This window comes from Pseudarthrobacter sulfonivorans, assembly GCF_031454915.1.
Taxonomy (GTDB): Bacteria; Actinomycetota; Actinomycetes; order Actinomycetales; family Micrococcaceae; genus Arthrobacter; species Arthrobacter sulfonivorans_C.
In genome coordinates, this window is record NZ_JAVDRS010000007.1 from 22,320 (window position 1) to 47,775 (window position 25,456).

The 25,456-nt window shown below is 64.3% G+C and carries 17 protein-coding genes and 2 pseudogenes; 10 read left to right on the plus strand and 9 right to left on the minus strand.

The window, feature by feature from the left end:
• Positions 1–42: 42 nt before the first annotated feature.
• The 4 genes from J2808_RS15415 to J2808_RS15430 all read right to left on the minus strand — a co-directional run bounded on the left by J2808_RS15415 (position 43) and on the right by J2808_RS15430 (position 4,815).
• Positions 43–1,563 carry an amino acid permease gene (locus J2808_RS15415; RefSeq protein WP_309818372.1) on the minus strand — a complete coding sequence of 507 codons (1,521 nt, stop codon included), beginning with the start codon at positions 1,561–1,563 and terminating at the stop codon, positions 43–45.
• A 73-nt stretch (positions 1,564–1,636) separates the two neighbouring features.
• The gene (locus tag J2808_RS15420; protein ID WP_309818374.1) at positions 1,637–2,569 is read right to left on the minus strand and encodes a glutaminase; all 933 of its coding nucleotides are present in this window, start codon (positions 2,567–2,569) and stop codon (positions 1,637–1,639) included.
• Positions 2,566–4,164 (minus strand): PucR family transcriptional regulator, encoded by a 1,599-nt coding sequence (locus J2808_RS15425; protein ID WP_309818376.1) that lies wholly within the window; start codon positions 4,162–4,164, stop codon positions 2,566–2,568. Before J2808_RS15425 ends, J2808_RS15420 begins: the two co-directional genes overlap by 4 nt.
• Positions 4,165–4,359: 195 nt before the next feature.
• The gene (locus J2808_RS15430) at positions 4,360–4,815 is read right to left on the minus strand and encodes a nucleoside deaminase (RefSeq protein ID WP_309818378.1); all 456 of its coding nucleotides are present in this window, start codon (positions 4,813–4,815) and stop codon (positions 4,360–4,362) included.
• A 98-nt stretch (positions 4,816–4,913) separates the two neighbouring features.
• Here J2808_RS15430 and J2808_RS15435 point away from each other — a divergent pair, with 98 nt between their 5' ends.
• Both J2808_RS15435 and J2808_RS15440 read left to right on the plus strand, forming a co-directional pair.
• On the plus strand, positions 4,914–5,252 hold the full coding sequence (locus tag J2808_RS15435; RefSeq protein WP_309818380.1) for a hypothetical protein: 339 nt from the start codon (positions 4,914–4,916) through the stop codon (positions 5,250–5,252).
• Entirely contained in the window at positions 5,249–5,443 is a 195-nt protein-coding gene (locus J2808_RS15440; RefSeq protein WP_309818382.1) for a helix-turn-helix transcriptional regulator, read from the plus strand. Before J2808_RS15435 ends, J2808_RS15440 begins: the two co-directional genes overlap by 4 nt.
• A 65-nt stretch (positions 5,444–5,508) precedes the next feature.
• Here the strand turns inward: J2808_RS15440 and J2808_RS15445 are convergent, their stop codons facing one another.
• Entirely contained in the window at positions 5,509–5,892 is a 384-nt protein-coding gene (locus tag J2808_RS15445) for a MarR family winged helix-turn-helix transcriptional regulator (RefSeq protein ID WP_309818384.1), read from the minus strand.
• Positions 5,893–5,976: 84 nt separating this feature from the next.
• Here J2808_RS15445 and J2808_RS15450 point away from each other — a divergent pair, with 84 nt between their 5' ends.
• The gene (locus tag J2808_RS15450) at positions 5,977–7,506 is read left to right on the plus strand and encodes an MFS transporter (RefSeq protein ID WP_309818386.1); all 1,530 of its coding nucleotides are present in this window, start codon (positions 5,977–5,979) and stop codon (positions 7,504–7,506) included.
• 495 nt (positions 7,507–8,001) lie between these two features.
• On the opposite strand, the pseudogene J2808_RS15455 reads toward J2808_RS15450, so the two are convergent.
• Positions 8,002–8,175: pseudogene (locus tag J2808_RS15455) on the minus strand (SLC13 family permease); the annotation flags it as partial.
• Between J2808_RS15455 and J2808_RS15460 the strand changes: the two are divergent.
• Positions 8,171–8,665, plus strand: a pseudogene (locus J2808_RS15460) (CoA transferase); the annotation flags it as partial. The pseudogenes J2808_RS15455 and J2808_RS15460 sit on opposite strands and share 5 nt — an antisense overlap.
• Before the next feature lie 2 nt (positions 8,666–8,667).
• Positions 8,668–10,221, plus strand: a complete 1,554-nt coding sequence (locus J2808_RS15465; RefSeq protein WP_309818387.1) for a carboxyl transferase domain-containing protein — start codon at positions 8,668–8,670, stop codon at positions 10,219–10,221.
• Here J2808_RS15465 and J2808_RS15470 read toward each other — a convergent pair.
• Positions 10,189–11,103: an AEC family transporter gene (locus J2808_RS15470; protein WP_309818784.1), complete on the minus strand. Its 915-nt coding sequence runs from the start codon at positions 11,101–11,103 to the stop codon at positions 10,189–10,191. The two genes, J2808_RS15465 and J2808_RS15470, sit on opposite strands and share 33 nt — an antisense overlap.
• Positions 11,104–11,576: 473 nt before the next feature.
• Between J2808_RS15470 and J2808_RS15475 the strand changes: the two genes are divergently transcribed.
• A complete protein-coding gene (locus J2808_RS15475) occupies positions 11,577–13,709 on the plus strand; it encodes a fibronectin type III domain-containing protein (RefSeq protein ID WP_309818390.1) in 2,133 nt (710 codons plus the stop codon).
• Positions 13,710–14,153: 444 nt separating this feature from the next.
• On the opposite strand, the gene J2808_RS15480 is transcribed toward J2808_RS15475, so the two are convergent.
• Together J2808_RS15480 and J2808_RS15485 are read right to left on the minus strand one after the other, a co-directional pair.
• A complete protein-coding gene (locus tag J2808_RS15480) occupies positions 14,154–15,560 on the minus strand; it encodes a sensor histidine kinase (RefSeq protein WP_309818391.1) in 1,407 nt (468 codons plus the stop codon).
• Between the two features lie 15 nt (positions 15,561–15,575).
• Entirely contained in the window at positions 15,576–16,856 is a 1,281-nt protein-coding gene (locus J2808_RS15485) for a BTAD domain-containing putative transcriptional regulator (protein ID WP_309818393.1), read from the minus strand.
• Positions 16,857–17,307: 451 nt separating this feature from the next.
• Between J2808_RS15485 and J2808_RS15490 the strand changes: the two genes are divergently transcribed.
• The 4 genes from J2808_RS15490 to J2808_RS15505 all read left to right on the plus strand — a co-directional run bounded on the left by J2808_RS15490 (position 17,308) and on the right by J2808_RS15505 (position 25,410).
• Positions 17,308–18,759: a sensor histidine kinase gene (locus J2808_RS15490; RefSeq protein WP_309818395.1), complete on the plus strand. Its 1,452-nt coding sequence runs from the start codon at positions 17,308–17,310 to the stop codon at positions 18,757–18,759.
• Entirely contained in the window at positions 18,756–19,466 is a 711-nt protein-coding gene (locus tag J2808_RS15495; RefSeq protein WP_309818397.1) for a response regulator transcription factor, read from the plus strand. Before J2808_RS15490 ends, J2808_RS15495 begins: the two co-directional genes overlap by 4 nt.
• Before the next feature lie 131 nt (positions 19,467–19,597).
• A complete protein-coding gene (locus J2808_RS15500) occupies positions 19,598–20,086 on the plus strand; it encodes a hypothetical protein (RefSeq protein ID WP_309818399.1) in 489 nt (162 codons plus the stop codon).
• A 104-nt stretch (positions 20,087–20,190) separates the two neighbouring features.
• Positions 20,191–25,410, plus strand: coding sequence for a peroxidase family protein (locus J2808_RS15505; protein ID WP_309818401.1), 5,220 nt, complete (start codon positions 20,191–20,193; stop codon positions 25,408–25,410).
• Positions 25,411–25,456 lie beyond the last annotated feature (46 nt).

Below are 25,456 nucleotides of genomic sequence, written 5' to 3' on the forward strand. Positions count from 1 at the left end.
CTGTTGGGACTGGTTCGGCGTTTGCAGTGGATGGTGCGGGGTCTATCTGAACGTCTCCGCGGGTGGGTTGGCGACTACGGGTGCGGTGCCGGTGAAGCCGTCGCGGGCTTCGGCGATTTCGCGGATGCGGGTTCGGCAGGCGTACCAGCCGAACACCATCAGGACCGAGGCGATGGCGGTGACGAGCATGGTGAGGGGGGATTCGATGAAGACCATGACGAGGACGCCCAGGAGGAAGAGGAGGGAGAGGTAGCCGGTGTAGGGGGCGCCGAACATCCGGAAGGAGGGGCGTTTGAGCCAGCCTTTGTCTGCCCAGCGTTTGAGTTGGATCTGGCAGAGCACGATGGTGGCCCAGGTCATGATGATGCCTACGGAGGCGACGTTGAGGACGATTTCGAAGGCTTGGGCGGGGACGAGGTAGTTCAGCGGGACGCCGAGGAGGGATACGCCGGCGGTGATGGCGATGCCGCCGTAGGGGACGCCTGCTTTGTTCATCCGGCCCGCGAACTTGGGGGCGGAGCCGTTTACGGACATGGAGCGCAGGATGCGGCCGGTGGAGTAGAGGCCGGCGTTGAGGGAGGAGAGCGCGGCGGTGAGGACCACGAGGTTCATGATGACGTCCACGCCCTGGATGCCGATGGAGCCGAAGAAGGTCACGAAGGGGCTGACGCCTTTTTCGTAGGAGGTGTAGGGCAGGAGGAGGGCGAGCAGGATGACGGAGCCGACGTAGAACACGGCGATGCGGAAGACCACGGAGTTGATGGCCTTGGGCATGATTTTTTCCGGGTTTTCGGTTTCGCCGGCGGCGGTGCCGACGAGTTCGATGGAGGCGTAGGCGAACAGGACGCCCTGCATCAGGATGATCATGGGGAGCAGGCCGTTGGGGAAGACGCCGCCGTTGTCCGAGAGGAGGCTCAGGCCCACCTGCTGGCCGTCCACGGGGGTGCCGAAGATGACGAAGTAGGTGCCCACGACGAGGAAGATGACGAGGGCGGCGACCTTGATCAGGGCGAACCAGAATTCCATCTCGCCGAAGACCTTGACCGAGACGAGGTTCAGGGCGAGGACCACCACGAGGGCGATCAGGGCCCAGGCCCACTGCGGGACGGCGGCCATCCAGGGGATGTAGTTGCCGAAGAAGTTCATGTAGAGGGCGGCGGCGGTGATGTCCACGATGGTGGTGGTGGCCCAGTTGATCCAGTAGAACCAGCCGGAGACGAACGCGGCTTTCTCGCCGAAGAACTCCCGGGCGTAGGAAACGAACGAGCCCGACGAGGGCCGGTGCAGGACCAGTTCGCCCAGGGCCCGGAGGATGAGGAAGGCGAAGAAACCGCAGACCGCGTAGGCGATGACCAGCGAGGGTCCTGCGGCGTTGAGGCGGCCGCCGGCACCGAGGAACAGGCCGGTGCCGATCGCGCCGCCGATCGCGATCATCTGGATCTGCCGGGGCTTGAGGTTCTTGTGGTAGCCCTTGTCCTCCGCGTGCAGGGCGGACTCAGAGGCGTGCGCGTGGCCGCCGTCGGCCTGGTTCAGTACAACCTCGTCATTGGGGTTGATAGGCATGGGTGATCCTTTCGATACGGAGAAGATCCTGCTTGGGTGGGGAAAGTAGTTGCGGGGATGTGCGGCCCGGGGGCTAGAAAACGGACCAGCCGGTGCGGTCGGAAAGATCGGCGAGGGCGGCAGTACCGGCAAGGGAGTTCCCTTTCGCGTCCAGCCGCGGGCTCCAGACGCAGATGGCACAGACACCTGGAACGATGACCAAAATCCCGCCGCCCACACCGCTCTTTCCTGGAAGGCCCACACGGTAGGCGAACTCTCCTGCTGCGTCGTACATCCCGCACGTCAGCATGATGGAGCCGATGCGTTTTGCTTCGCTGGGGGTCAGCACTGTTCCGAGCGCTCCCTGGCCGTCCCGGGCGAGGAAAAGTCCGGCTTTGGCGAGTTCAGAGCAGGTCATCATGATGGAGCATTGGCGGACGTAGTTTTCCACCACTGATTCCGCGGCCTGCCTCAGGTTGCCGAAGCCCTTCAGGAAGTGCGCCAACGCCAGGTTTCGGCTGCTGCTGGATAGCTCGCTGGCTGCGGCGGCCTCATCGATGAAGGGACCTGTGCTGTCCGCCTGGGCGGTGAGGAACCGCAGCAGCCGGGTGGCGGCGTCGGGCGTTTCTTCCATCAGGTGGTCGGTGACCACCAGGGCGCCGGCGTTGATGAACGGGTTCCGCGGGATGCCGTGTTCCACTTCCAGCTGGACCAGGGAGTTGAACGGGGTGCCGGACGGTTCGCGCAGCACGCGGGACCACAGTGCTCCTGAGCTGTCGGCTCGAAGCGCCATTGCCAGGGTGAACACCTTGGAGATGCTCTGGATGGAGAACGGAACGTCGGCATCGCCGGAACTGAACACTTCACCGGAAGCGGTGGCAACGGCGATCCCGAACCTGTTGAAGGGTACCGCTGCAAGGAAGGGGATGTTGGCCGGGACTGAGCCCGTTTCCCGCTGTGGCCTGTGGCTGCGGACGATGTCGTCCAGTATCGGCTCCAGCGGCGGTGCCTTGAGTGCTGTGGTCATTTCCTGCCCATTTGTTCTTTGCGTGTGCCGGCCCATTCCTGGATATGGAGCAGGGCCACCAGCGAGTCCCGGGGGTTGCCGAAGTTCAGCCCAGTCGCCCGGGAGGCCTTGCTGATCCGGTAATAGACGGTGTTCTTATGCAGCCCCATCCTGCGGGCGCACTCGGCGACATCGAGTGAGGCCTCGAAGTACGCGTGCAGGGTTTCCGCGAGTTCGCCGTCCTGCCGCAGTAGCGCGGAAAAGCTGTGGTGGCGGAACGTGGAGGACATGAAATTCTGCACCGCCTCGCGGAAGAGGATCTCCCCCTCGAAGTCGTCGATCGTGGCAACTCCCCTGTTTGGAGACATGCCCACACACCTCAACAGGGCCTCGGTGATACGGGTGGTTGAGTGCAGGGACAGCAGATCCGCGGCTACCGGACCAACCGCTGCGAACGGGCTGATGCCGAGGTGCTTGCCGGCATCCCGGACGATGGACTCGGCCAGGCTCCGCAGCCCGGGCTCCGCGGAGGTTGACTGCAGGCCAGGGACAATGACGGCCGTGTCGCCCTTGAACTGGCCGACGACGGCGGATGCTTTGTAGGCGGCAGCGTGGATGGACGCCAGATTGGCGAGTTCGCCGTGCTTCAGTGCTGCGTCGTCGGCTTGGGTTTCGGAATCGGGCATTCCTATCAGGATCAGGGCGGCCGGGCGCTCTGCGGAGATCTTCTCGCTGTGAGCGCTGGCCGCGGCTTCCGCGGAACCTGACAGAATCCGCACAATGCGGTCCTCGCGCATGTGCACAGATTGCTGGTTGCGGTGACGGATCAGCTCGGCGGATGCCCGTGCAGCAGATCCTTTCAGCACATAATCAACGTCCGGGCCGAAGCCGTCCCCGGTTTCCTGCAGCCAGATGTAGCCCATGATCCGGTCCCCGGCGAACAGTGTGATGGCCACTCGCTCGCGCAGCCCGTCCTGGGGCCGGGCCGGTACCCGCACTGGCAGCCGGGTCCTGTGCAGTTCACGGTAGGCACCCAGGTCCTTCAGCAGCAGCTCGTATTTACGCGGACCACGCCGGGCCAGTATGGAGGCCTTGCGCAGCTCGTCGATGTCGTTCGAAACGGTGGAGTATGCCAGCACTTTGTTGGCGGCATCTTCGATGAGCACGTGGCTGGAAGTGAGCCTGGCGGTGGTCTGGGCAATGGCAAACAGGTCTTCTTCCAGCAGCGTCAGAACTTCGCTCTGGTAGCTGCGCGGCTGGATGCGGTCCTTGGCGATGGACAGCAGCCGGTCCCAGTCAGCCCCCGGATCCACCAGGAGCAAGCCCGTGCCGGCATCGCGGAGCAGTTCCTCGGCCTCGGCGAGTTCTTCACGTCTTCCCTTGACGGCGACCACCGGCGGAGCGTTCTTCAGGAGCCGCCGCAGCGCGGGCAAAGCCGAGCGGCCGCGGACGCCGATCAGCAGCACAAAGGCTGCGCCGCCGTCGGACGTTTCATCATCCGCATCCACAATCAGGAACCGTTCGATCGCAGCACTCGCCGGGGCAGGCCGGAGGATGAGGGTTGCGAAACCCAGGGGGAGATCCGAGAGGATATCGTCCACCGTAACCGCTGCCATGGGCTTCCTTCTGCGTCGATCTGGCCGGACGACTCTGTCCGGTCACCTCATGCTATCGAGGCAGGCGGCCGCAAAATATGGAAGCGAATCCAAAGGCAGTGGCAGCATTTCGGTTGGCGGACCAAGTTTCCAGGGTGCACGGCCCTGTATGGCCTAGGGCGGGGAGAGGCCAACGCGCGCTCCGTTGTACGTGGACTACTCGGCGATGTCTTCTGCCCATAGTTCAGGGTGTTCGTCCTGGAAGGTGCGCATCATCTCAACACATCGGTCATCATCCAACACCACCACTTCGACGCCGCGGGAGCGGAGAAGTTCGAATTCGCCGGGGAACGTCTCGGCCTCGCCCACTACCACGCGCGGAATCTTGAACTGGATGATGGTCCCGGTACACATCGCACACGGCGCCAAGGTGGTGTACAGGGTTGTGTCCCGGTAGCTCGTTTGTCTTCCGGCAGCCCGCAATGCAGACATCTCGCCGTGGGCGATTGGGTCACCGTGCTGGACACGCTCGTTGTGGCCGCTGGCAATGACCACCCCGCCGCGGGCCAAGGCAGCACCTATCGGGATGCCGCCCTCTCGGAGGCTCTTTTGTGCGGCGTCGTAGGCAGCCTCGAAGGACAGGTCTGTGACGGTTCGTTCGGTTTGGGACATGCGTGCAGTCTAGATCGCGCGCGTCGATACTCCTGGGACGCTCGCGGCCATGCGGCCCGGCCCGGTCCGGTCCGGGACCAGTTGTCCCGGACAATGGCTTGGCTGGCAACCCTTGCCCTGCCAAGTTCGGACCCGACCTCTTCTGGGATTCGCAGCCGGTGGCCAGCTGGGCAGCGGTCGCCGCCAACACCGCCGTCGGCATCGGCTGGATCGTCGCCTTTGCGCGGTATCTCCGGGCAATTGATGAGTTGCAACGGAAGATCATCCAGGATGCGCTGGTGGTCGCCCTCGGAGTGGGGTGGGTCGGCGGATTCGCCTATGTGGTCGCGGACGCTGCCGGCCTCATCACAAGCGAGGTCAATGCCGGACTCTTCCCCGCGCTCCTGAGCATCGTTTTCATGATTGCCATCCTCGCCGGCCATATCCGGTATCGATGAAGAACCGCATCCCGGACCTTCGGGCTGAACGCGCATGGACGCAGGCTGACGTGGCCCTGCGTATCAGCGTGTCGAGGCAGACCATCAACGCAATCGAAACGGGGAAGTTCGACCCGAGCCTCCCTGTCGCATTCCGCCTCGCGAAGCTGTTCGGCCTGACGATCGAAGAGATCTTCACCGACGATCACTGACGCGCCCAATCACATCGGCGACCGCGGACGACGACGAGCCCTGGCCAACGCGGCAGGGCCGGCGGTCAGTCCTTGCCCAGGTTTTCCCTGAGCAGTGCGCGGTGTTCGACGGCGGCCTCCCGGTGGAGCGCGCGGCCGGCGTCAGTGAGTTCCAGGAAGAGTGAGCGCCGGTCATCTTCGCAGGACTGGCGGGAAATCAGTCCGGCTTTGTCGAGCCGGTCCACCACCTTGGACATGGCGCTCTGGGTCATGGGAGTGCGCTCACCGAGTTGCTTCATGCGGCAGGCCGCGTCGGTGCTTTCGGCCACCAGGTCCAGGATTTCGAACTCCGTCAGGCCGATGCTGAACTTCGACGCGAGCGCACGCTCCAGTGCCCCCGCCGTATGGAAGTACGTGGTCTGGATGCTGCGCCATTGCTCAACCAACTGGCGGTCCTGCGGTGTTGCCATGCTGCGATTCTAGTTCATGACCAATTAAAAGTCCACGTCATAATATTCCTTGTCATTCAATGACGCGTCATATATGTTGTTCCCATGACTTCAACTTCCACCCTTGAAAGATCAGCCGGAGACCGGCTTACAGCCGTGCGTTGGACCCGTGGACAATGGATGCTCCTCCTGGTCCTGTGCACCGTTCTGGCACTCGACGCGCTGGACGTATCAATGGTCGGCGTGGCCCTGCCCTCGATCGGCAACGAGCTTCACCTCGGAACCGAATCCCTGCAGTGGATCGTCTCCGCCTACGTGCTCGGTTACGGAAGCCTGCTGCTGCTGGGCGGACGGATGGCGGACCTGCTCGGCCGGCGGCGCATCTTCCTGATTGCGCTCAGCGTTTTCGCCGCAGCATCCCTGCTCGGCGGGCTGGTGGATGACCCTGCCCTGCTGATCGCCACCCGCTTCGTCAAGGGCCTGGCTGCCGCATTCACGGCTCCCGCTGCCTTCTCGATCATCACCACCAACTTCGCGGAAGGGCGCGAACGCAACCGCGCCTTGTCCATCTTCACTACGTTCGGTGCCAGCGGATTCTCCCTCGGCCTGGTGGTCGGAGGCCTCATGACGGCCCTGAGCTGGCGCTGGACCTTCCTGGTCTCCGTTCCGGTGGCAGTCGCCGTCGTGATCCTTGGCCTGAAGTACATCCCCCGGGACGGAGCGGCAGGCAAGGCCGCAGACGGGGAGCAAGAGAGCGGGCATGACGTCTGGGGCGCCATCACGCTCGCGGGCGGCATGCTGGGGCTGGTGTACACGCTGGTGTCGGCGCCGGGGAACGGCTGGGGATCTGTGGCAACTATCGCCGGATTCGTGGCCTCCACCGCGGTGCTGGCAGCGTTCGCCGTGATCGAAACCCGCGTCAGGCACCCTCTGATCCGGTTCAGCATCCTTAAGGAAGGCTGGGTTGCCCGGGCCAACCTCAGTGCTGTGGGGCTGTTCGGTTCCTACCTGAGTTTTCAGTTCATCCTGACGCTCTACCTGCAGTCCGTGCTGGGATGGAGTCCCCTTGGCATGGCACTGGCGCTGCTCCCGACCGGCCTGCTTGTCGCCTCGAGCGCACCCTTCGCAGACCGGCTCATCGAGAGATTCGGCGCCCCGCGGCTGATCCTGACGGGACTGGCGTCGTTGACGCTCGGATACGTCCTGTTCCTTCGCGTTGGCACCTCGCCCAATTATGTGACCGACATTCTTCCGTCCGTCCTGCTGCTGGGGGTCGGCTTCGCGTTGGCCTTCCCCTCCATCAACGTCCAGGCCACCACTGGCATCCGCGATGCCGAGCAAGGCCTGGCCGCGGGCCTGATCCAGACCAGCACCCAAGTCGGCGCCGCCCTTGTACTGGCCGTCACCACGGCAATGGTGAGCGGTCACGGTAACGCGCCCGAAGCAGGTGCCGCCGTCGATGCGGCCGCGATGCTGGAACAGTACCGCCCGGGCCTGATCCTGAGCGCCGCGGTGGCTGTGGCAGCCCTCCTCGTTGCCGCCACGCCTAAGCTACCGCTGCGTAGAAGGCCACAGACGGGAGTTGAGACCGACGGGCGTCTACAAGATTCCACAGTGAGCCTTCAGGAATTGTGAGCAGCTGAAGCGGTCCCGTTCCAACAGCGTCGACGGGTGGTCCTGGCATGCCCTCCGGCCGGTCTCGGAGCGCCGTTAGCGATGTTGGAGCGGCGCGCGACTTCGCTTCCCGGGAGTGCGAACGTCCCTCCATCGAACGTCTGTCCCGCGCAATCTCTGGTGCGGAGGTCAGTTCACGTCCGGGGCTGGGCATGGAGCTGGTTCCCGCTGGAGAAAGTGCTCAGTTCTCCGAGGGCCAATACGGGGTTGGGATGAGGGTCTCCGTCGGCCGTCACGACCAGAAGTCGGAGGCCTTGGCAGTGTCCTCTTGAAACTCGTTGACCTCGGTGACTTTTCCGTCCCTCAGCGTGAACACGAGGACGCCGTTCTGCTCCATGGAGATGCCATTTCGCTGTGCGGTACCCCGACAGCGGGCCGTCGTTTTGGGTAGTTGGTTCGGTGCTCATAGCGGTAATCCTCTGTTAGCGGTGTGGGGGCTCGGGCTGAATCGGCGGGCTACATCCAGCCCGGCACCACCATGACCAGCCAGGCGATCGCGGGTCCTACCGCGACGACGATGCCGCTGTAGGCCAAAATTTGTTTGTAGAACTTGTCCTTGTCCACGTCCTCGGGCGCATTGGCGAGTACCAGGGCACCGTTGGTGGAAAAGGGGGACACATCCACGATCGTGCCCTATGGTTTGTTCCGCTGCCGGCAGGGCCAGGTGCAGATCAGCGTGGGGAGCGAAAAGCTCTGGCGCTCTTTCGCGTCCACGTTCGGGATCGACGCCGAACGGCCGGAATTCGCGTCCAACGCGGACCGCGTCCGCAACCGCGGACTCGTCATCGAAGTGGTGGAGCAGGCCTTCTCCGGGTTCGAGGCCGAGCCGCTGCTCACCAAGCTCAACGACGCCGGCATCCCGGCCGGCAAGGTCCGCACCCTGGATGAGGTTTACGCCTGGGAGCAGGTCCACTCCCAGGGGCTTGTGATCGATGTAGACCATAAGATCCTCGGCACAGTGAGCCTGCCCGGCCCGCCGCTGCGGTTCTTCAGCGCCGCCGACACCGCGGAAACGACGCTGACAACCCACACCGCACCCCCACTGCTGGACCAAGACGGCAAACAGATCCGGCAGTGGCTCGGGTTGGTGCCGGCCGACGCGGCACAGGAAGGGCGCTGAACATGCTGACAGAGCAGAAAGCCAAGCACTTGGATGCCATTGAGCTCATCACCGCGGTGATCGATCCCGGCACATACCGGAGCTGGGATGTGCCGGTTGTGGACCCCGATCCGGGGCCCGAATACAGGCAGGAACTGGCGGCCGCCCGGGCAAAGACCGGTGTGGACGAATCCGTCCTCACCGGCGAAGGGCACATCCGCGGCCGCCGCGTGGCTGTCATCGTCAGCGAATTCCGCTTCCTTGCCGGTTCCATTGGCCTCGCCGCAGCCGAACGGATCGTTGCCGCCGTCGAACGGGCAACCCGGGAGGGCCTGCCGCTCCTGGCCGGCCCCGCATCGGGAGGCACCCGCATGCAGGAAGGAACCGTCGCCTTCCTGTCCATGGTCAAAATCAGTGCGGCCGTCCGCGCCCACCGCCAGGCCGGGCTGCCCTACCTCGTCTACCTGCGGCACCCCACCACCGGCGGCGTCATGGCATCGTGGGGATCCCTCGGCCACATCACTGTCGCCGAACCCGGCGCCTTGCTTGGCTTCCTCGGCCCCCGCGTCTACGAGGCCATCAACGGCACCCCCTTCCCCGAGAACGTGCAGGTAGCCGAGAACCTCTTCGACAAGGGCCTCATCGACGCGGTGGTCCCGCCGTCGCAACTGTCCGACGTCGTTGACCGCGCACTGAGCATCCTGGTCACCGGGCCGCACCCGCGGATTGAGCCACCGAAGACCCTTTCGGTCAGACCATCCGAGGCCGGCGCCTGGGAATCCATCGGCATTTCCCGCAATCCGAAGCGGCCGGACCTGCGCCAACTCCTCGCCTACGGCGCCAGGGACGTGCTGCCTCTCAACGGCACCGGGCAGGGCGAGAAAGACCCCGGCCTCCAGCTTGCCCTGGCCCGCTTCGGCGAGGAATCCTGCGTGGTCATCGGCCACACCCGGCCCCGGCCATCCCAGCAGACTGCAATGGGTCCGGCCTCCCTCCGCGAGGCCCGCCGTGGCATGAGGCTGGCCGAGGAACTCGGACTGCCCCTGCTCACCGTCATCGACACCAGCGGCGCGGCTCTCTCCAAGGAGGCCGAGGAAGGAGGGCTCGCGGGGGAAATCGCCCGGTCCCTGCACGACCTCATCGGGCTGAACTCGCCCACCCTGTCGGTACTGATGGGCCAGGGAACCGGCGGAGGGGCCCTGGCGCTCCTGCCCGCAGACCGCACCATCGCCGCCCAGCACGCGTGGCTTTCACCGTTGCCCCCCGAGGGCGCCAGCGCCATCGTTCATCGGAACACCGATCACGCACCGTCCATGTCAGAAGCCCAGGGCGTCAACGTCGCCTCCCTCCACGCCAACGGCCTCGTTGAACACATCGTGGACGAACGCCCCGACGCGGCCCTCGAGCCGAAAGCGTTCTGCATGCGCATGGGGCAGGCAATCGAATACGAACTGGCAGCCCTGTCCAACGCCGGGATAAGTAATCTGCTTCCGCAACGGCTCGCGAAATACCGGAGGTTAGGCGGCGAACTTGGTTGGGAGGATTCAGCCCAGGAGCCAGGAGGCCCCGAGAAGTAGGGGTACGGCGAGGACAGTCGTAATCACGGCTGCGGATTGGGCAATCTTTTGGGCGACCCCGTACCTGACTGCGTAGAGGACCACGTTTTGGCCCGTGGGAAGAATGGCGCAGGCTACGACGACGAACGTGCTGAACGGGTCGAGGTGGAAGACGAAGGTGGCCAGCACCCAGGCAAGAATCGGGTGGACGCAGGATTTGAGCAGCACGGCCAGGAACGTTGGCACCCTGTCTCCTGCACCCTGGGCGGTGGAGATCCCGTTGAGGGACATGCCGAAAATGATCAGCATGAGTGGAACCGTCAGCTGTGCCACCAGCTTCATGGGATCCAACGCCCAGTCAGGCATCTGGAGTCCGGAAGCGCTGACCAGGATCCCAAGCACTGCGGCGACCGTCACAGGGTTGCGCAGCGGAATGGAGAGCATGTGCCCCAGCGACACCTTCTTCCTGGACGGATCCGTGAGGTCGAGGATCGTCAGGGCGACCGGGGTGACGACGGCCAGCTGGAAAAGCATGATCGGCGCCACGAACGTGGCACTTCCCAGAATGTAAAGGGACAGCGGAACGCCGAGGTTCGTGGAATTGACTATGCCCGTAGCCAGGGCCCCGATGGTGGTCCGGCGAACACCCCAACGGCCGATCGCTCCGACTATTGCGAACAGGAGCATGACGGCCGCTGCCGTGGCTACCGAGATCAGGCCTGTCGGGCTGAGGACCTCCGAGATGTGGCGTGAGGCGATCATCGAAAACATCAGGCTGGGCAATCCCACCAGGAAAGTCAGCGTGGACAGTACTTTCGTCCCCTGCGGACCCAGCGCATTCGTCTTGCCCAGCACGTAACCGACCAGAAGAACTGCGCCTACGACGAAGAAGCCTTTTAGCACTCCGTCCAAGCGTCAGCCCTCAATTCAGTTCACGTTGTCATTTGCTGTTTACCGTACGGGACCTTAGGGCTAGGGCTGACATTGTGAATTGGACGGTCAGGACCCATACCAGCAGCCTCCGTTGGCTTTCTAGGGAATCCCTAGGAGCCGGCGGGGAACGTTTCCGTTCCTTGGGAAAAGCCGGAGATCCTGCGCTCGACTTGGTGCCCGCCGTCCAGTTCAGCGGGATGGTGGCCAGCATTTCCCCAAGGTGGCCGACCTAACTTGTGACCGTGCGTGAACCCTTTGCGCACGCACCCAGGATCAGTGAGGTTGTCATGAAAAATGGACTACACGAACCAGGAGAGCCGAGGTTCCGCGTCCCAAGTCTTGGAAGAGCCGGGATTATTGGGTCGGTTTCCGCCGTACTCTGCGCCACTTCCCTCTTAGCCATTCCCACCGCCAATGCGGCCGTCCCCGCATTCCCGAACAACGTGGTAGTTTTCCCCGATCGCGACTTCGTCACGATTGAGGGCTACCAGGACAAGATAGGCGAGACCGCCACCGTAGAGGTAACCCGTCCCGGAGTTGGGGTGGTCGGTTCCGCCCAGAGCGTCGTCGCTGCCGGCGACGTCGCCTTTGAAATCAACCACCCCGGCGGAGTCTGCTGGGGCGCCGGCACACGGCTGAACGTCACCCCCGACATCCAGCCCGGCGATGCCGTGTCCATCAAATTTGGCGGCGTCGAGGCAGGGACCACCACTGTCCAGGACACCTACGTCAATGCCACCTCCGTTCGCGACGGCAACAAAGTGACCGTAAAGGGTCATGTGGGGGGCGGAGTCAACAAGGACCAGATGGAACAACGCATTATCGATCCCGCATTCAAGGACACCACCGTGGGTCGCCGCGACGTCCGTGCAGCCCCCGGACCGCTGACAGCAGATGACGGCTACCGGTCCAGTCTTGAATTTGGTCTTGACGGCCCGGACACCTTCACCGCCACCTACGAATTCGACGAGCTGGCCGCTGCTGAGCTTGCAGCTGCCGCTGGCGGTGCCCGCTCCATGGCCTGGCAGGAACAGGACGCTGATGCCAACCGGCAGGGCCTGACCATAGCCGAGTTCGGCGAGCTGGGTGGTCCCGGAATGGGCGGTTGCCCGAACGGACCCTTGGGTTCTGGTCCTGTCGGGCCCACCGACGTGAAAGCAGCCAAAGTCAACGGCGAGCTTAAGGTGAACTGGACGCCAGCCCAGGCTGTGCCCGGAACGCCGGCCATCACCGGATACCGTGTCACCGCTGTGGCCCAGACTGTTTCCGGGAACGAGCAGGTGGAATCCGGTGTCCGCATCAGCGACCAGAAGGCCGCCAGCACCACCCTTAAGGGTCTCAGCGCCGAAGAAGAATATGACGTCTACGTGGTATCCGTCAGCAGCGTCGGTGAGACCTTCCCGGCCAGCCACGCCCTCGCGGAAACGGACACTACCTCCCCATCCGTGACGGCCTCACCCAACGGCGGAACCTTCTCCACCGCGCAGGACCTGACGCTGGAAGCAAGCGAACAGGGCAGCGACATCTACTACACCCTTGATGGAACAGACCCTGTTTCCGGCGGCGTTAGCGTCGAGGGCGCAACCCTTTACACCGGGCCGATCAAGGTTACCGAAGACAGCAAGTTCACGTTCGCTGCCATCGACCCCTCGGGCAACGCCTCCGATAAGGAAACCATCGAATTCAATATCACCAACGACCCCGTACCGGCCGCTCCGGTCATCACCGGCGAGCTCAAGGCAGGACTGGGAACGGCGGAAGTGTCCTGGACAAAGCCCTACGCCGGAGCGGACGGACTCACCATTGATGGCTACTCCGTTCAGGCGTACACGGCCAGCGGGGCGTTCGGCGATCCCAAGAAGGTGACCGGCGGCGACGTGACCACACTGGTTTACGACGGACTGAACGGTGACACCGCCTACCAGTTCACGGTCCGGGCCAGCAACACCAACGGCGATGGACCCGAATCGGGAAAGAGCGCCTTCGTGACCGTGCAGGGTCCTGTTGTCTCGATTGCCGGACCGGATCAGAGCGTCGCCCGGCGGACCACAGCCACCACTGTCAGCCTGGACGGCACCGGATCCACAACGACCGGCGCCACCTACAAATGGGAGCAGATCCTGACCGGAGCCACAGATCCGGACAAGGTCACCCTGAATGCGGGCACCACACTGAAGCCAACGTTCAGCCTGCCCGTCTACAGAACGCCCATGACCAACAACCCGCTCACGTTCAAGCTGACAGTCACCGTCGGCACGACCGTCCGTACGGATGAGGTCAAGGTGACACCAGTTCCGGACAGGGTCACCATCGGCCAGGCCCAGTGGAAGAGCGGCGATATGAGAATAAGCGGCACCAGCAACGTCATCGGCGGCATCGTCACCATCCGCGTTGGCGGGCCTGCCGGCCGGGTGCTGGGCCAGGTAAACGTCACCGCGGCAGCTGCCCCGGCGACCGGCGGCGAGTATTTCCTCCGGCTACGCAACGCCGCCGCCGGCACCACCAACCCTGGCACCGTCTGGATCGAGTCCACCGTAGGAGGTACGGCCGGCCCGGTGGCCGTCGTGAATAAATAGACAAACTGCCATCACCACCAAGGCCCGGTGGCTTCCGGTAATACTCCGGAAGCCACCGGGCCTTGGTGCGTCCGGCTACCTCGTCCGGCCGTGCGCTTAGGTCAGCGCAGGGCATGAACCTCTTCTTGAGGTTCCTGAAATCGGCGGCTCGGGGCAGCACCGGGTGGCCTGAGCTGTTGGAGAAGCCGGTCCGTAGATTCGTCGCCGTGGTGTCCGCAGGAGTCTGCACCCCGGCCCTGCATCCTGGCCCTGGGCCTGGGCCTGGGCCTGGGCCTGGGCCTGGGCCAGGGCCAGGATGCCTGGTCCGTGCACCATGGGCCAGGCAGCCTTGGTCCGTACGTTGGTTTAAGACACCGGGGTCAGGTGAGCATCGGATCCCCGGGCACTCGCCAGCAGTGACCAGCGCCAACTAGTGACCAGCGCCAAAAATGCCTGACTAAGGGCTCAAGGAGCCGTTGGTACGGTCACGTGCTGCCGTGCCGAAGCAGCGGGGCGCCTGCCGGTGAGGCGGAGGCCTGTTGCGGCCGCGCCAAAGGTGGCGATGACGCAGGTTCCCTCCCCCGGAGCAGAACGGACCTCAAAGGCGCCGCCGGCCTGGCGAATCGTGTCCCCAAGGATCCTCAGGCCAAGATGGCTTTCCCCGCGGGATTCGCTCGGGTTGAAGCCAACGCCGTCATCGGAAATTGTGATCTCGGTACGCTGGCCGGCCTGCCGGACCCGGATGGCAACCGCCCGCGCCGAGGAATGCTTGCTGACATTGACCAAGGCCTCGCGCGCCACCCGATAGAGCAGGACTGCCCGGTCCCGGTCCAGCACAAACGTTTCCGGAATCTCGACAGTCAGGCCTATTCCACGCTCCACCAGGGGCGCCTCCAGCCTCATGAGTGAAGCGTTGAGCCCGAGCTCTTCGAGGTCGGGGGGATAGAGCTCACTGGTCATGGCCCGCAGGCTGCGGATGTTGTTCTGGAGCATCGTCCGGGCGTTCGTAAAGACGTGCTGCAGCTCGGGCGGGCCGCGGCGCTCCTCAGATTCCAAGGCATACGCCAACCCGGACAAGTCCTGGATCACCTCGTCATGGAGTTCGGCGGCGATCTGGCGGCGCTCCTGGTCCGAGGCCTCGATCGCACACCGCAACAAAACGTTGCGTGCCGCCTGGTTCACCTGCATCCTCCGTGCCAGGCGGACCGCCGGAATGAGTTGCGCCAGCTGAAGAACGGCCAACGCCAGCACCATTGGCGGGATCATCCCCATGAGGACTGCGTGCTGTTCGCGGCGAACTCCGTCACCTGAAGAGTACGTTTCAAAGATCATCGGGGCTCCGCTCTGGGAGGCGGATCGGACATAGACTTCCACAAGTTCGCCGGAGGTCGCCTCGAACTCATTTTCTTCGGCCGTCTGGGGCTCAAAGGTAGCCGTCGCCGGCCCGCCTTCAAGGAGCAGTCGAGCCCATTCCTCCTGTTCGAAATCCTGCCCGATGAGCGACGCGACATCGGAGTAGACCACCCGGCCGCGCTCGTCCCAAACCTTGATCCTCGTCACGCCGCTCTCAGCCAGCCAGGGCTCCAGCCTCCGGTCGAGCAGTTCCAGTGCGGCGGGCTCCCGGGCGAGGAGCTGGTCCGTTATCAAGGGGCCAACGACGTTATCGGCCAGGCGCTGGGTGACGTCCCTTGCATTGGCCAAAGCGTGCCGTTCAGCTTCAGCGCGGATCCAGAAAGCAACAGGGGTGGCAACCAGAACGAGGGCCACAAGACCGGCTGTGAGGAAACGGCCAACGGCTGCCCTGACCTCACGCCGCGCAGTGGCGTCGCTGCTAGCGCTGCGCGACGGCTCCCCCGTGTGAAGTCTCAGCACGTTGAGTCTGCCCGGCTACATGCCCGAAGTTACTGGCGTAGCTGCGGGAGTGCCGCCCCACCTCGCCACCAGGGACGGATTCACGATCATGCTACCGGCATGGGCGTGCCTCAGCGTGTCCAGCATGACTCCCAAGGCGCCGTCTTTCGGGAGGAATCCACAGATACCCAAGCGGGCGGCCTCACGCAGCGCTTCCTGCGACGGATTACCTGTCAGCATAACAATGCGGGTCTCCGGTGCTTCCGTAAGGATGTTCTCGGCAGCCGTGAGCCCTGAACCGTCCGGAAGATACAAATCCATGATCACGACGTCGGGCCGCAGGTCCCTGAACATCGTCACCGCGGATGCCACCGACTTCGCCGCTCCCACACTCGTCAGGTCCGGTTCGCGGTCCAGGGCCCCAGCCAACAGGTCAGAGAACGTGGTGTGGTCATCAACGATCAGGATCCGCAGGCGTTCCGTTTCCTTCTTGGTCACCGTGGCAGTGGGACGGCTCTCCGTGGCCATATGGACGGGGCCGCCGACGGCCGAAGGCCAGGAAGTTGCCGCGGTACTCGCCAGGAGTCTGGCCTGTGCCTCCCTCAGCGCCGGACCCGGGGCGCAGCCCAATTCCTCATCCATAACCCGGCGGCAGCGTTCAAATGCCCGCAGGGCTTCCGTGTTCTCGCCGTTCCGCTCCAGCCCAAGAATCAAGGCCGTCCACGCTCGTTCATTGAGGGGATCTTCCTTCGCAGCCGCACCGCCTAAGGCAATTGCCACGCCAACTTCCCCCACCGAGAGGGCGGCTTCTGCGGCCGCGACGCGGGCAAGGCCGACGCGCGCGGCCTGTGAAGCCCGTTCCTCCTCGGCCCAGGCCGGCAACAGCTCGTCTCCCAGCAGCGGAGCGGAAGCGAGTTCAAGCGCTTCGGTGAGGAGGGCCAGCGCCACGCGGGGCTCAGCTTGGCCGGCCATTTTGGTCAGCGTTTCGAACTTGTCCAGATCCAGATCCACCAGGGACCGGTCTATCGCATAGCCGCCAGTGACCGTCCGCAGGGGACCCGTCCGTCCGGTGCCGGGCTGCAGGTGGCGTCGGAGGACGCTCACATAGCTTTCCAGGGTAGGCAGTGCAACGGCCGGATGGTTACCGCCCCACAGCAAATCCATGATGCGGGTCTTGGACACTGCCGAGCCAAAATTCATCAGAAGGATTTCGAGCACCTGGCGGGGTTTGGGTCCGCCAAGATCGTTGGCGCTTAGCTCTCTGTCGCCGCGGCGAATCGTCAACGGGCCGAACACCGAAATCTGAAGCGTCGCCATCCGTGGCAACGTTTCGGGAACCAGACGTATATCGCCTCTGTCAGTCGCCAGTGCCAAAGTGTTCACGAAAGCATTCCCCCAAGCGGTTCGATAGTGCGTGGTCTCATTGAAACGATGGGAAAACTCGCGAACAACAGTACCGAGTACTCGCTTCTTAAAGCTCAGTGCACTTGGTTTTGCGGGCCCTACGCAGAACCAATGCGGCGGAGGCCCCGCACTGCTTAGGGAAAAGGCAACCGGCTGGACGCGTTTGCGCTGGTGAAACCATGGAATTCATCTCCGGCTTCAAGGTTGGGAAAACCCTAGGTAGCGCGGCACAAGAATAGACCCCAGTACCAAAGTTTCCCCAAGCCGGACCGCCTACTTTTGCGGGAACGAGCGAATCATCTGTCAATGTGACGGGAACAGCATGACATTGGGGACCGCAACCACCCACAAAGGTTCTGCCAGGATGCGCACCACGACGCGGGGTCGGCGATGGCGCAGCGTACAGGGCGAACTGCGAACTGTCCGCTTTCGAGTACTTGCCACGGTCCTGTCTTTCCTGGCGGCCGGCCTGATGGTTACCGGTATCACCACACTGGCTCTTGACCTGCGGAACCTCAACAGCCGCGTCAGCGAGGAACTCCTGCTGCAGTCCGAACGGCTCCGGAACGTCGCGGAGCAGGGTGTTCCGGGCGGAGGGCGATTTACCACCCTTGATGCGCTGTTCAGCGTATTTCTTCAGGGTGACGCTCCCGGCAGGTACGAATCCGTGATGGCCACTGTCAACGGTGGCAGCACATTCCTGCCCGCGGGTGAGCAGCCCAGCAATCTCGCCACTCCCGAGCTACTCGAGACAGCGTGGGCACAGCACAGTGAAAACCAGACAGTCTTCCACGATGTGACGTTGGACGGCCGGACGGTGCGCCTGGCCATTACGTCCGCATCGCTGGGTGACGGAGGGTCCAGCGGGTTGTTGGTGGCAGCAAACGAAATCGGGCAGCAGCGGGAGCAGATGATCGGGTCCTTCGGCACCTTCGCAGTGGCATCGCTGGCCACCCTTCTGTTGGCCGGCGCTGTAGGCTTCGCGGTGACAGGCCGGCTGTTTGTTCCTGTCCGGCGCTTACGCCAGGCCACTGAATCCATCACCTTTGAGGACCTCAGCGCCCGCGTCCAGGTCCCGTCCGGAGACGACGACGTGTCGCAGTTGGCCACCGACTTCAACCGCATGCTGGACAGGCTGGAAACAGGCATCGCGGACCAGCGTCAGTTTGTGGACGACGCCAGCCATGAACTGCGGACACCTTTGACCATCATCGGCGGCCACCTCCAGCTGCTGCAGGCAGGAGACCCCCGGGATGTCAGCGAAACCCAAGTGCTGCTCCTGGAAGAACTGGACCGGATGCAGGCCCTGGTGGATGAGCTCCTGCTGCTTGCCAGGAGTGGGCGCCCGGACTTCGTCCGTCTGGACTGGATCGACGCCGATGCCTTCCTTGGGGCGGCCATCGACAGGATCGCCGTCCTGGCGGACCGCCGGTGGCGGATCGACAGTATGCCCGGCGGCCGGTTCCGGGCGGACCGCAACCGCCTCATCCAGGCGGTGGAACAGCTGGCGATGAATGCAGTGCAGTCCACGCGGCGGCAGGACGTTATTTCCCTTGGTGCAGCGTGGACAGGGACGTCCCTTGGCGGCCTTGAAATCTGGGTGGCTGACACGGGTTGCGGGATCAGCGCCGCGGACCAGGAACGCATCTTTGACCGTTTTGCCAGGGCCGGCGTATCGCGGGGCAAGGAAGGATCAGGCCTGGGGCTGCCCATCGTCAAAGCCATCGCCGAAGCACACAGCGGATCGCTTCGAGTGACTTCGCAAGTAGACCAAGGCAGCACGTTCGTACTGTCACTGCCAGGGGGAACAACATGACACGGATCCTGATCGCCGACGACGAACCACGGATCGCGAGCTTCATCGCCAAAGGGCTCACCGCGGCCGGGTTCACCACCTCAGCAGTGGAGGACGGCATCCGGGCGCTGGACTACGGCAGCTCCGGGGAGTTTGACCTCCTCATTCTGGACATCGGCATGCCGCGAATGGACGGGTTCGCGGTGCTCTCGGCCTTGCGAGCCTTAAATTGCACGGTTCCGGTCATCGTCCTGACAGCCAGGGATTCGCTTCAAGACACCTTGGCCGCGCTCGACGGCGGCGCGGACGACTACATGACCAAACCGTTCCGGTTCGAGGAGCTGCTCTCGCGGATCCGCCTGCGGCTGCGCGATAAGCCGGGGGTCCAGGGGGTGCCGGACCCAACATCCGGCGACGTCACCCTGGATGTTGACCTTCGCAGCGCCAAGGTCCTGGGCAGGACGGTGCCGCTGTCCGCCCGGGAATTCGCCATGGCCCGCGCCTTCGTGGAGAACGAGGGCAGGCTGCTCAGCCGCGAACAGCTGCTGAGCCGGGTATGGGGCTACGACTTTGACGGGTCCTCCAATGTGGTGGATGTCTATGTGGGGTACCTGCGCAACAAGCTTGGCCCGGAAAGATTCCTGGCTGTCAGGGGCGCCGGCTACCGCTTTGTTGCCGCCCCTGCGGCCCTGTCCCAGTCCAGCGCGGGGTCACATCCGGCCCGATAATCACCGTTTATTGGGCAGGATCTGACCCCGTGTTGGTTCCTGCCTAGTGCATGAGAGGTCTCTCATAAAAGTCTCATACCCCTCTCACCATGGCCCGCCAGAGTGGGAACACAACCAAGAAAGGTGATCTGATGAAGAATTTTTGGTATCTCCCTATCGCAGCTGTCATAGGTGCAACGTGCCTCTCGGTATGGGGCCAGGCCAACGCAGGCCCGCCCCCCGAAGTTTCCCCGGGAGTAGTGGTGGTGGCCGACGTGACGGACGGCAGTGACGCGGTCAAGGCTGAGGACTCGCCCACTCCGCTTTCCACGCCAACGCCGACACCAACGGCCAGCATCACCGCAATACCTGACCATGTAGCCCCCGAAACCCGGCTCGTCCCCGCCGAACTGCAAACGTACGCGCCGGTGCAGGCAACCGATGGCCCCACGCACGACCTCTATGACGACAAGGGCGGCCTCAGGGCTCCCGGCGTCTCCGACGACGCTCCCGGCGACGATAAGGGCGGGCTCAGGGCTCCCGACGTCTCCGACGACGCCCCCGGTGACGACAAAGGCGGCCTCCGGGACGACAACGATTCCGACGACGCCCCCGGCGACGACAAAGGGGGCGATCACTAGCGGCTGATCGGCCGCACCAAGGTTTTCCCTAGAACTCCCCTGCACCATGGCCTTGTTTCGCCGACCCACTGGGGCGTCGGCCCTACTGGGGGAGCAGATGCAGGATGAAGGCCTTACCGCGCACGTCAACGCCCACGTCACACCCAAACACCGCCGGCACGCGCCTGCGGTTTTTGGCCGCATCGGGAGCGCTGGCTCTGGCCGCGTCCATGGGCCTGCCGCCTGTCGCGGCCAACGCAACGCAAGCTCCGGTAGGCGCGGGCTTCACCGTGACGCCTGCCGACCTGTCCTTCATCCTGAAGCAGATCAAGATCGCCGAAGCCCACGTCGCCAACACCACCTCTGAGACCGGGCCTTGCGGGGCACTGGTGGGGACGGGCCCCAACCAGCTTGCCAGCCCGCTGCTGTCCTATGGATTGCGTACGGTTGACGGAAGCTGCAACAACCTGCAGCAGGGCCAGGAGACCTTCGGCGCGTCGGACCAGGTGTTCCCGCGGCTGGGATCCAAGTCATTCAACGCCGCCGAGAGCGGATCCTTCGGCGGGCCCCCCGCGGCCACAAGCTACGCCCAGAAGTCGGGAAGCGTCTTCGACACGCGGCCCCGCACCATCAGCAACCTGATCGCCGATCAGACGTCCACCAACCCGGCCGCCGTGGCCGCGGCCGGTTTCCCGGCGCGGACCCAAGGTAACGAGGGTGTGGTGCCCTGCACCACCGACCCCAACCCTGATGCGGTTCCCCCCGTCCCGGCCGCGCCGGACGGCTGCGTCCCATCGCACAACACGCTGTTCATCCCCAACGTAACTACCGACGTCGGACTCTCACCGCCCTACAACTCCCTCTTCACCCTCTTCGGGCAGTTCTTCGACCACGGCATCGACCAGACCGTCAAGGGCGGCGGCACGGTCTATGTACCGCTCAAGCCCGATGACCCGCTGATCGCGGGACCGGACCACGTGTTCGGCAACGCCGATGACCTCAATCCGCACATGCGCTTTATGGTCCTGACCCGCGGCCAGAACCAGCCGGGCCAGGACGGTGTTCTGGGAACCCCGGACGATGTCCAGGACGCCCTGAACACCAACTCGCCTTGGGTCGACCAGAGCCAGACCTACTCATCCCACTCCTCGCACCAGGTCTTCCTGCGCGAGTACGCCGACAACCCCGCCGGGCACCCCGTGTCGACCGGCGCGTTACTGGGCGGTGAAGCTGGCACGCTCACGGCCGGCGGCATGGCCACCTGGGAGGGCACCAAAAAGCAAGCCAGCGAACGGCTGGGCATCCAGCTCCTGGACAAGGACGTCCTCAACGTCCCGATGCTCGCCGTCGATGCCTACGGAAAGTTCATCCCCGGACCGAAAAACGGACTCCCGCAGTTTGTCACGAAGTCGGGCCTGGTAGAGGCGGACCGGGCTGAGAATGAGGGCAAGGGAAAGCTTGTGCCCGCGGACGTGCTGTACTTCAATACTCCCTTCCTGACGGACATCGCACACAACGCGGATCCGTCACCGCAGGACTCCGACCACAATCCCGCCACCCCGGCAGCGGCCCCCGCACCCGACGGCGACAAAGCGGCCTCCGCCGATTTCGCGAAGCAGGCCCCCGGCACTTACGACGACGAGATGCTGAACGCGCACTTCATCGCAGGCGACGGCAGGGTCAACGAGAACATCGGGCTGACCGCCATCCACCAGGTTTTCCACTCCGAGCACGACCGCGTGGTCGCTGATATCAAGCGGGTCCTCGGCAACGACAAGTCGACCAAGGGCGTTGCCGCCCTGGCCGAATGGAAGCTGGCCGCCGGAGCAGAGGGCTGGAACGGTGAACGGCTCTTCCAGGCCGCACGGTTCATCACCGAAATGGAATACCAGCACCTGGTCTTCGAAGAGTTCGCCCGGAAGATCCAGCCTGCCATCAACCTCTTCGAGCCCTTCGCTTTCGCCCAGACGGACATCAATCCCGCCGTCAACGCCGAATTCGCGCACGCTGTATACCGCTTCGGCCACTCGATGCTCACGGAAACCATTTCCCGCCGCAACGAGGACAGCCCGGGAACCGACGGCGTGTGGGGGAACTCGGATGACGTCCGGGGCTCGCAGAACGACGTGTCGCTCCTGGAAGGGTTCCTGAATCCGCCCGCCTACACCGACGGCGGCCCCGCCGGTCCCCTGACCTCGGAGGAAGCCGCAGGCAGCATCATCATGGGAATGTCTGACCAGGTGGGCAGCGAACTGGACGAGTTCGTCACCGACACACTCCGCAACAAACTGCTGGGACTGCCCATGGACCTTGCCGCGATCAACCTGACCCGCGCCCGGTCAGAAGGATTGCCCACGCTGAACGCACTGCGCCGGGAACTTCACGGCGCCACCAATGACAGCCAGCTCAAGCCGTACACCAACTGGATCGACTTTGGCGAGAACATCAAGCACCCACAGTCTCTGGTCAACTTCGTGGCCGCTTATGGCAAGCACCCCTCAATCGTGCAGGCCACCACACTGGAGGCCAAGCGGACAGCAGCCCGGCTGATCGTCAGCCCGGATGCCCTGGCCGGTGAAGTTGCCCCCGACGATGCCGTGGCGTTCATGAACAGCATCGACGGCTGGGCCAACAACGGAGCTTCATCAACCACCGGACTCGACGACATCGACCTGTGGATGGGCGGCCTCGCCGAACGGACCAACCTGTTCGGCGGCCTGCTCGGCAGCACGTTCAACTACGTCTTCGAGAGCCAGATGACCGATCTGCAGAACGGTGACCGGCTGTACTACCTGGCGCGGACTCCCGGGATGAACCTGATGGCGCAGCTCGAAGGAAACTCCTTCGCCGAGATGATGATGCGCAACACCAACGCACAGGCACTGAAGGCCGACGCCTTCGCCACTGCCGACTGCAAATTCGAGCTGAAGAACCTGGCCGGAACAACCCAGGGCTTTGCATCCGCCGGCAACACTGTTGCGGACGACCCCGCCTCGGAGTGCAACGAAACTGCGCTGCTGATCCGCATGCCCGACGGCACCATCAAGTACCGGGCTGCCAACTCGGTGGATCCGGCCGGCATCAACGGACAGGCCGTGTACAACGGCTCCGTCAATGCAGACCGCATCCATGGCGGTGTGGACAACGACACCATGTGGGGCGGCCTCGGCAACGACGTCGTTGAAGGCGGCGACGGCGCCGATATCGTCCTGGGTGGCGAAGGAAACGACGTCATCACCGACCTGGCCGGAGACGACATCCTGAAGGGCGGGCCCGACAACGACGCGATCGACGGCGGACCTGGCCTTGACATCCTCATCGGCGGGGACGGGAAGGACTTCATCAACGGCGGAGCGAACTCGAACGAGACCTTCTCCGGTGAAGACGACGACTTTGTGATCGCCGGTGAAGGACTCGACGCAGTATTCGGCGGTGGCGGGAACGACTGGGCAGAGGGTGGCGACGGCCCGGATCTGCTGATCGGTGACTCCAGCAACCTGTTCTTCCTGGACGACTCACAGAAGCCCGGCCACGACATCCTGGTCGGCCAGGGTGGCGATGACGACTACGACATGGAGGGCGGGGACGACATCGGCCTTGCCGGACCCGGCGTCGAGAAAGTGGCTGGAGCCTCCGGCTACGACTGGGAAATCGGCCTCTCCGATCCCCAGCCGCAGGACGCTGACCTCAACCTCCCGATCGCACCGCTGGACATCCTCCAGGTGGGCGTCCGCGACAGGTACAACGAGGTGGAAGCGCTCTCCGGTGGTCCCTTCAACGACGTGCTCCGCGGAGATGACATCACTCCCAAGACAGTGGGCGGCGGCGGCTTCATCGGCTGCGATGTACTGGACCAGGCCGGCGTGGACCGCATCACCGGACTGAACGAACTCATCCCGTCCTTGCCGACACCCATCGATGAGGTCATCAATGCATCCGCATCCAGGGAATGCCCGGTGCTGACCGGAACCCATGTTTGGGGTGAAGGCAACCTCCTTCTCGGCGGCGGCGGCGACGACCTGATCGAAGGCCGCGGCGGCAACGACATCATCGACGGCGACCGCTACCTCAGCGTCCGGCTCAGCGTCCGCACAGACGCGGACGAGGCATCCACGGAAATCGGCAGCGCCACCTCGATGACCGCCCAGTACAAGCGCGATTCGGCCGGCGCACTCACCGGCCCGACGCTCCAGCAGTCCGTATTCGCAGGCACCGTAGACCCCGCGAACATCGTTGTTGTCCGGGAGATCCTCACGTCGGCCGAAGGAACCGACACCGCAGCCTTCTCGGACTTTGAATCCAACTACACCATCACCACAACCGGCGGAGACGGCACCATGGGCTCCCCCGGAGCTGTCACCACCGTCCAGCACAACAGCGGCGAGGACGGCACCGACACGCTTCACAACATCGAGCTCCTCGTCTTCGGCGACGGAACTGACCCCGGAGACGACGACGGGACCGAGGACGAGGTCGAAGACGACGAGATCGACGAGGTGGACGAAGTCGAGGACGGCGTCGGTGATGGGACCGAGGACGGGACCGACGGCGGGACTGACGAAGGAAACGACGGCGGCATCGACGAGGTCATTCCGGGCGACGGCGAGGTCATCGTGATTGTCACCCCGGACCCGGAGCCCGTCACGGACCCCGCACCAGTCGATCCAGCACCTGTCGATCCCGCACCAGTCGATCCAGCACCTGCGGACCCCGCACCCGTCGATCCCGCCCCTGTCGATCCTGCACCGGTGAACCCGGCACCGGTGAACCCGGCGCCGGTGAAGCCGGCACCCGTGAAACCGGCACCCGTGAAGCCGAAGCCGGTCAAGCCAGCGCCGGCGTCGAACGCCGGAGGCTTCTCCGTCCGGACTGTGGATTCGACGGGCGCCCAGGTAGGGGCCATCCAGACCGCTGAAACCGGTGCCACGCGGATGGTGATTGGAGGCCTGGAGAACGGGGCCGCCTACCGGTTCCAGGTTGCCCCGGCCGGCGGCAAAGAACCCGTGTTCTCCGACCTGACCGCACCCGTGGTTCCCGGTGCCACGGCGGAAGAGCGCGCGACCTTGAACCAGGCCGTCACGGCGCCGTTGGCGGCAGAACCCGGAGCGGATCCGGCGGCCGGCTCCGCACCTTTCGGGGGCGTCTTTGGCCCGGCGACGCCGATCGCCTTGGCGGCACTGGGCGGGTACGTTGCGACCGGTCCCGGTGCCACCGTCCTGGCCATCACGACAGGAGGCCTGCTGGCTGCCGGCGGCTTGCTGGCGTACAAACTGTTCCGGCTCCGCGCCAACGCCATGAAAGCACCCTCCAAGGAAGACGCAAGTTCCACAACGCCTACGCCATAAACGGCGCGGCGTAGATTAGCCCGCACATGTGTACCGGACCTTGGCA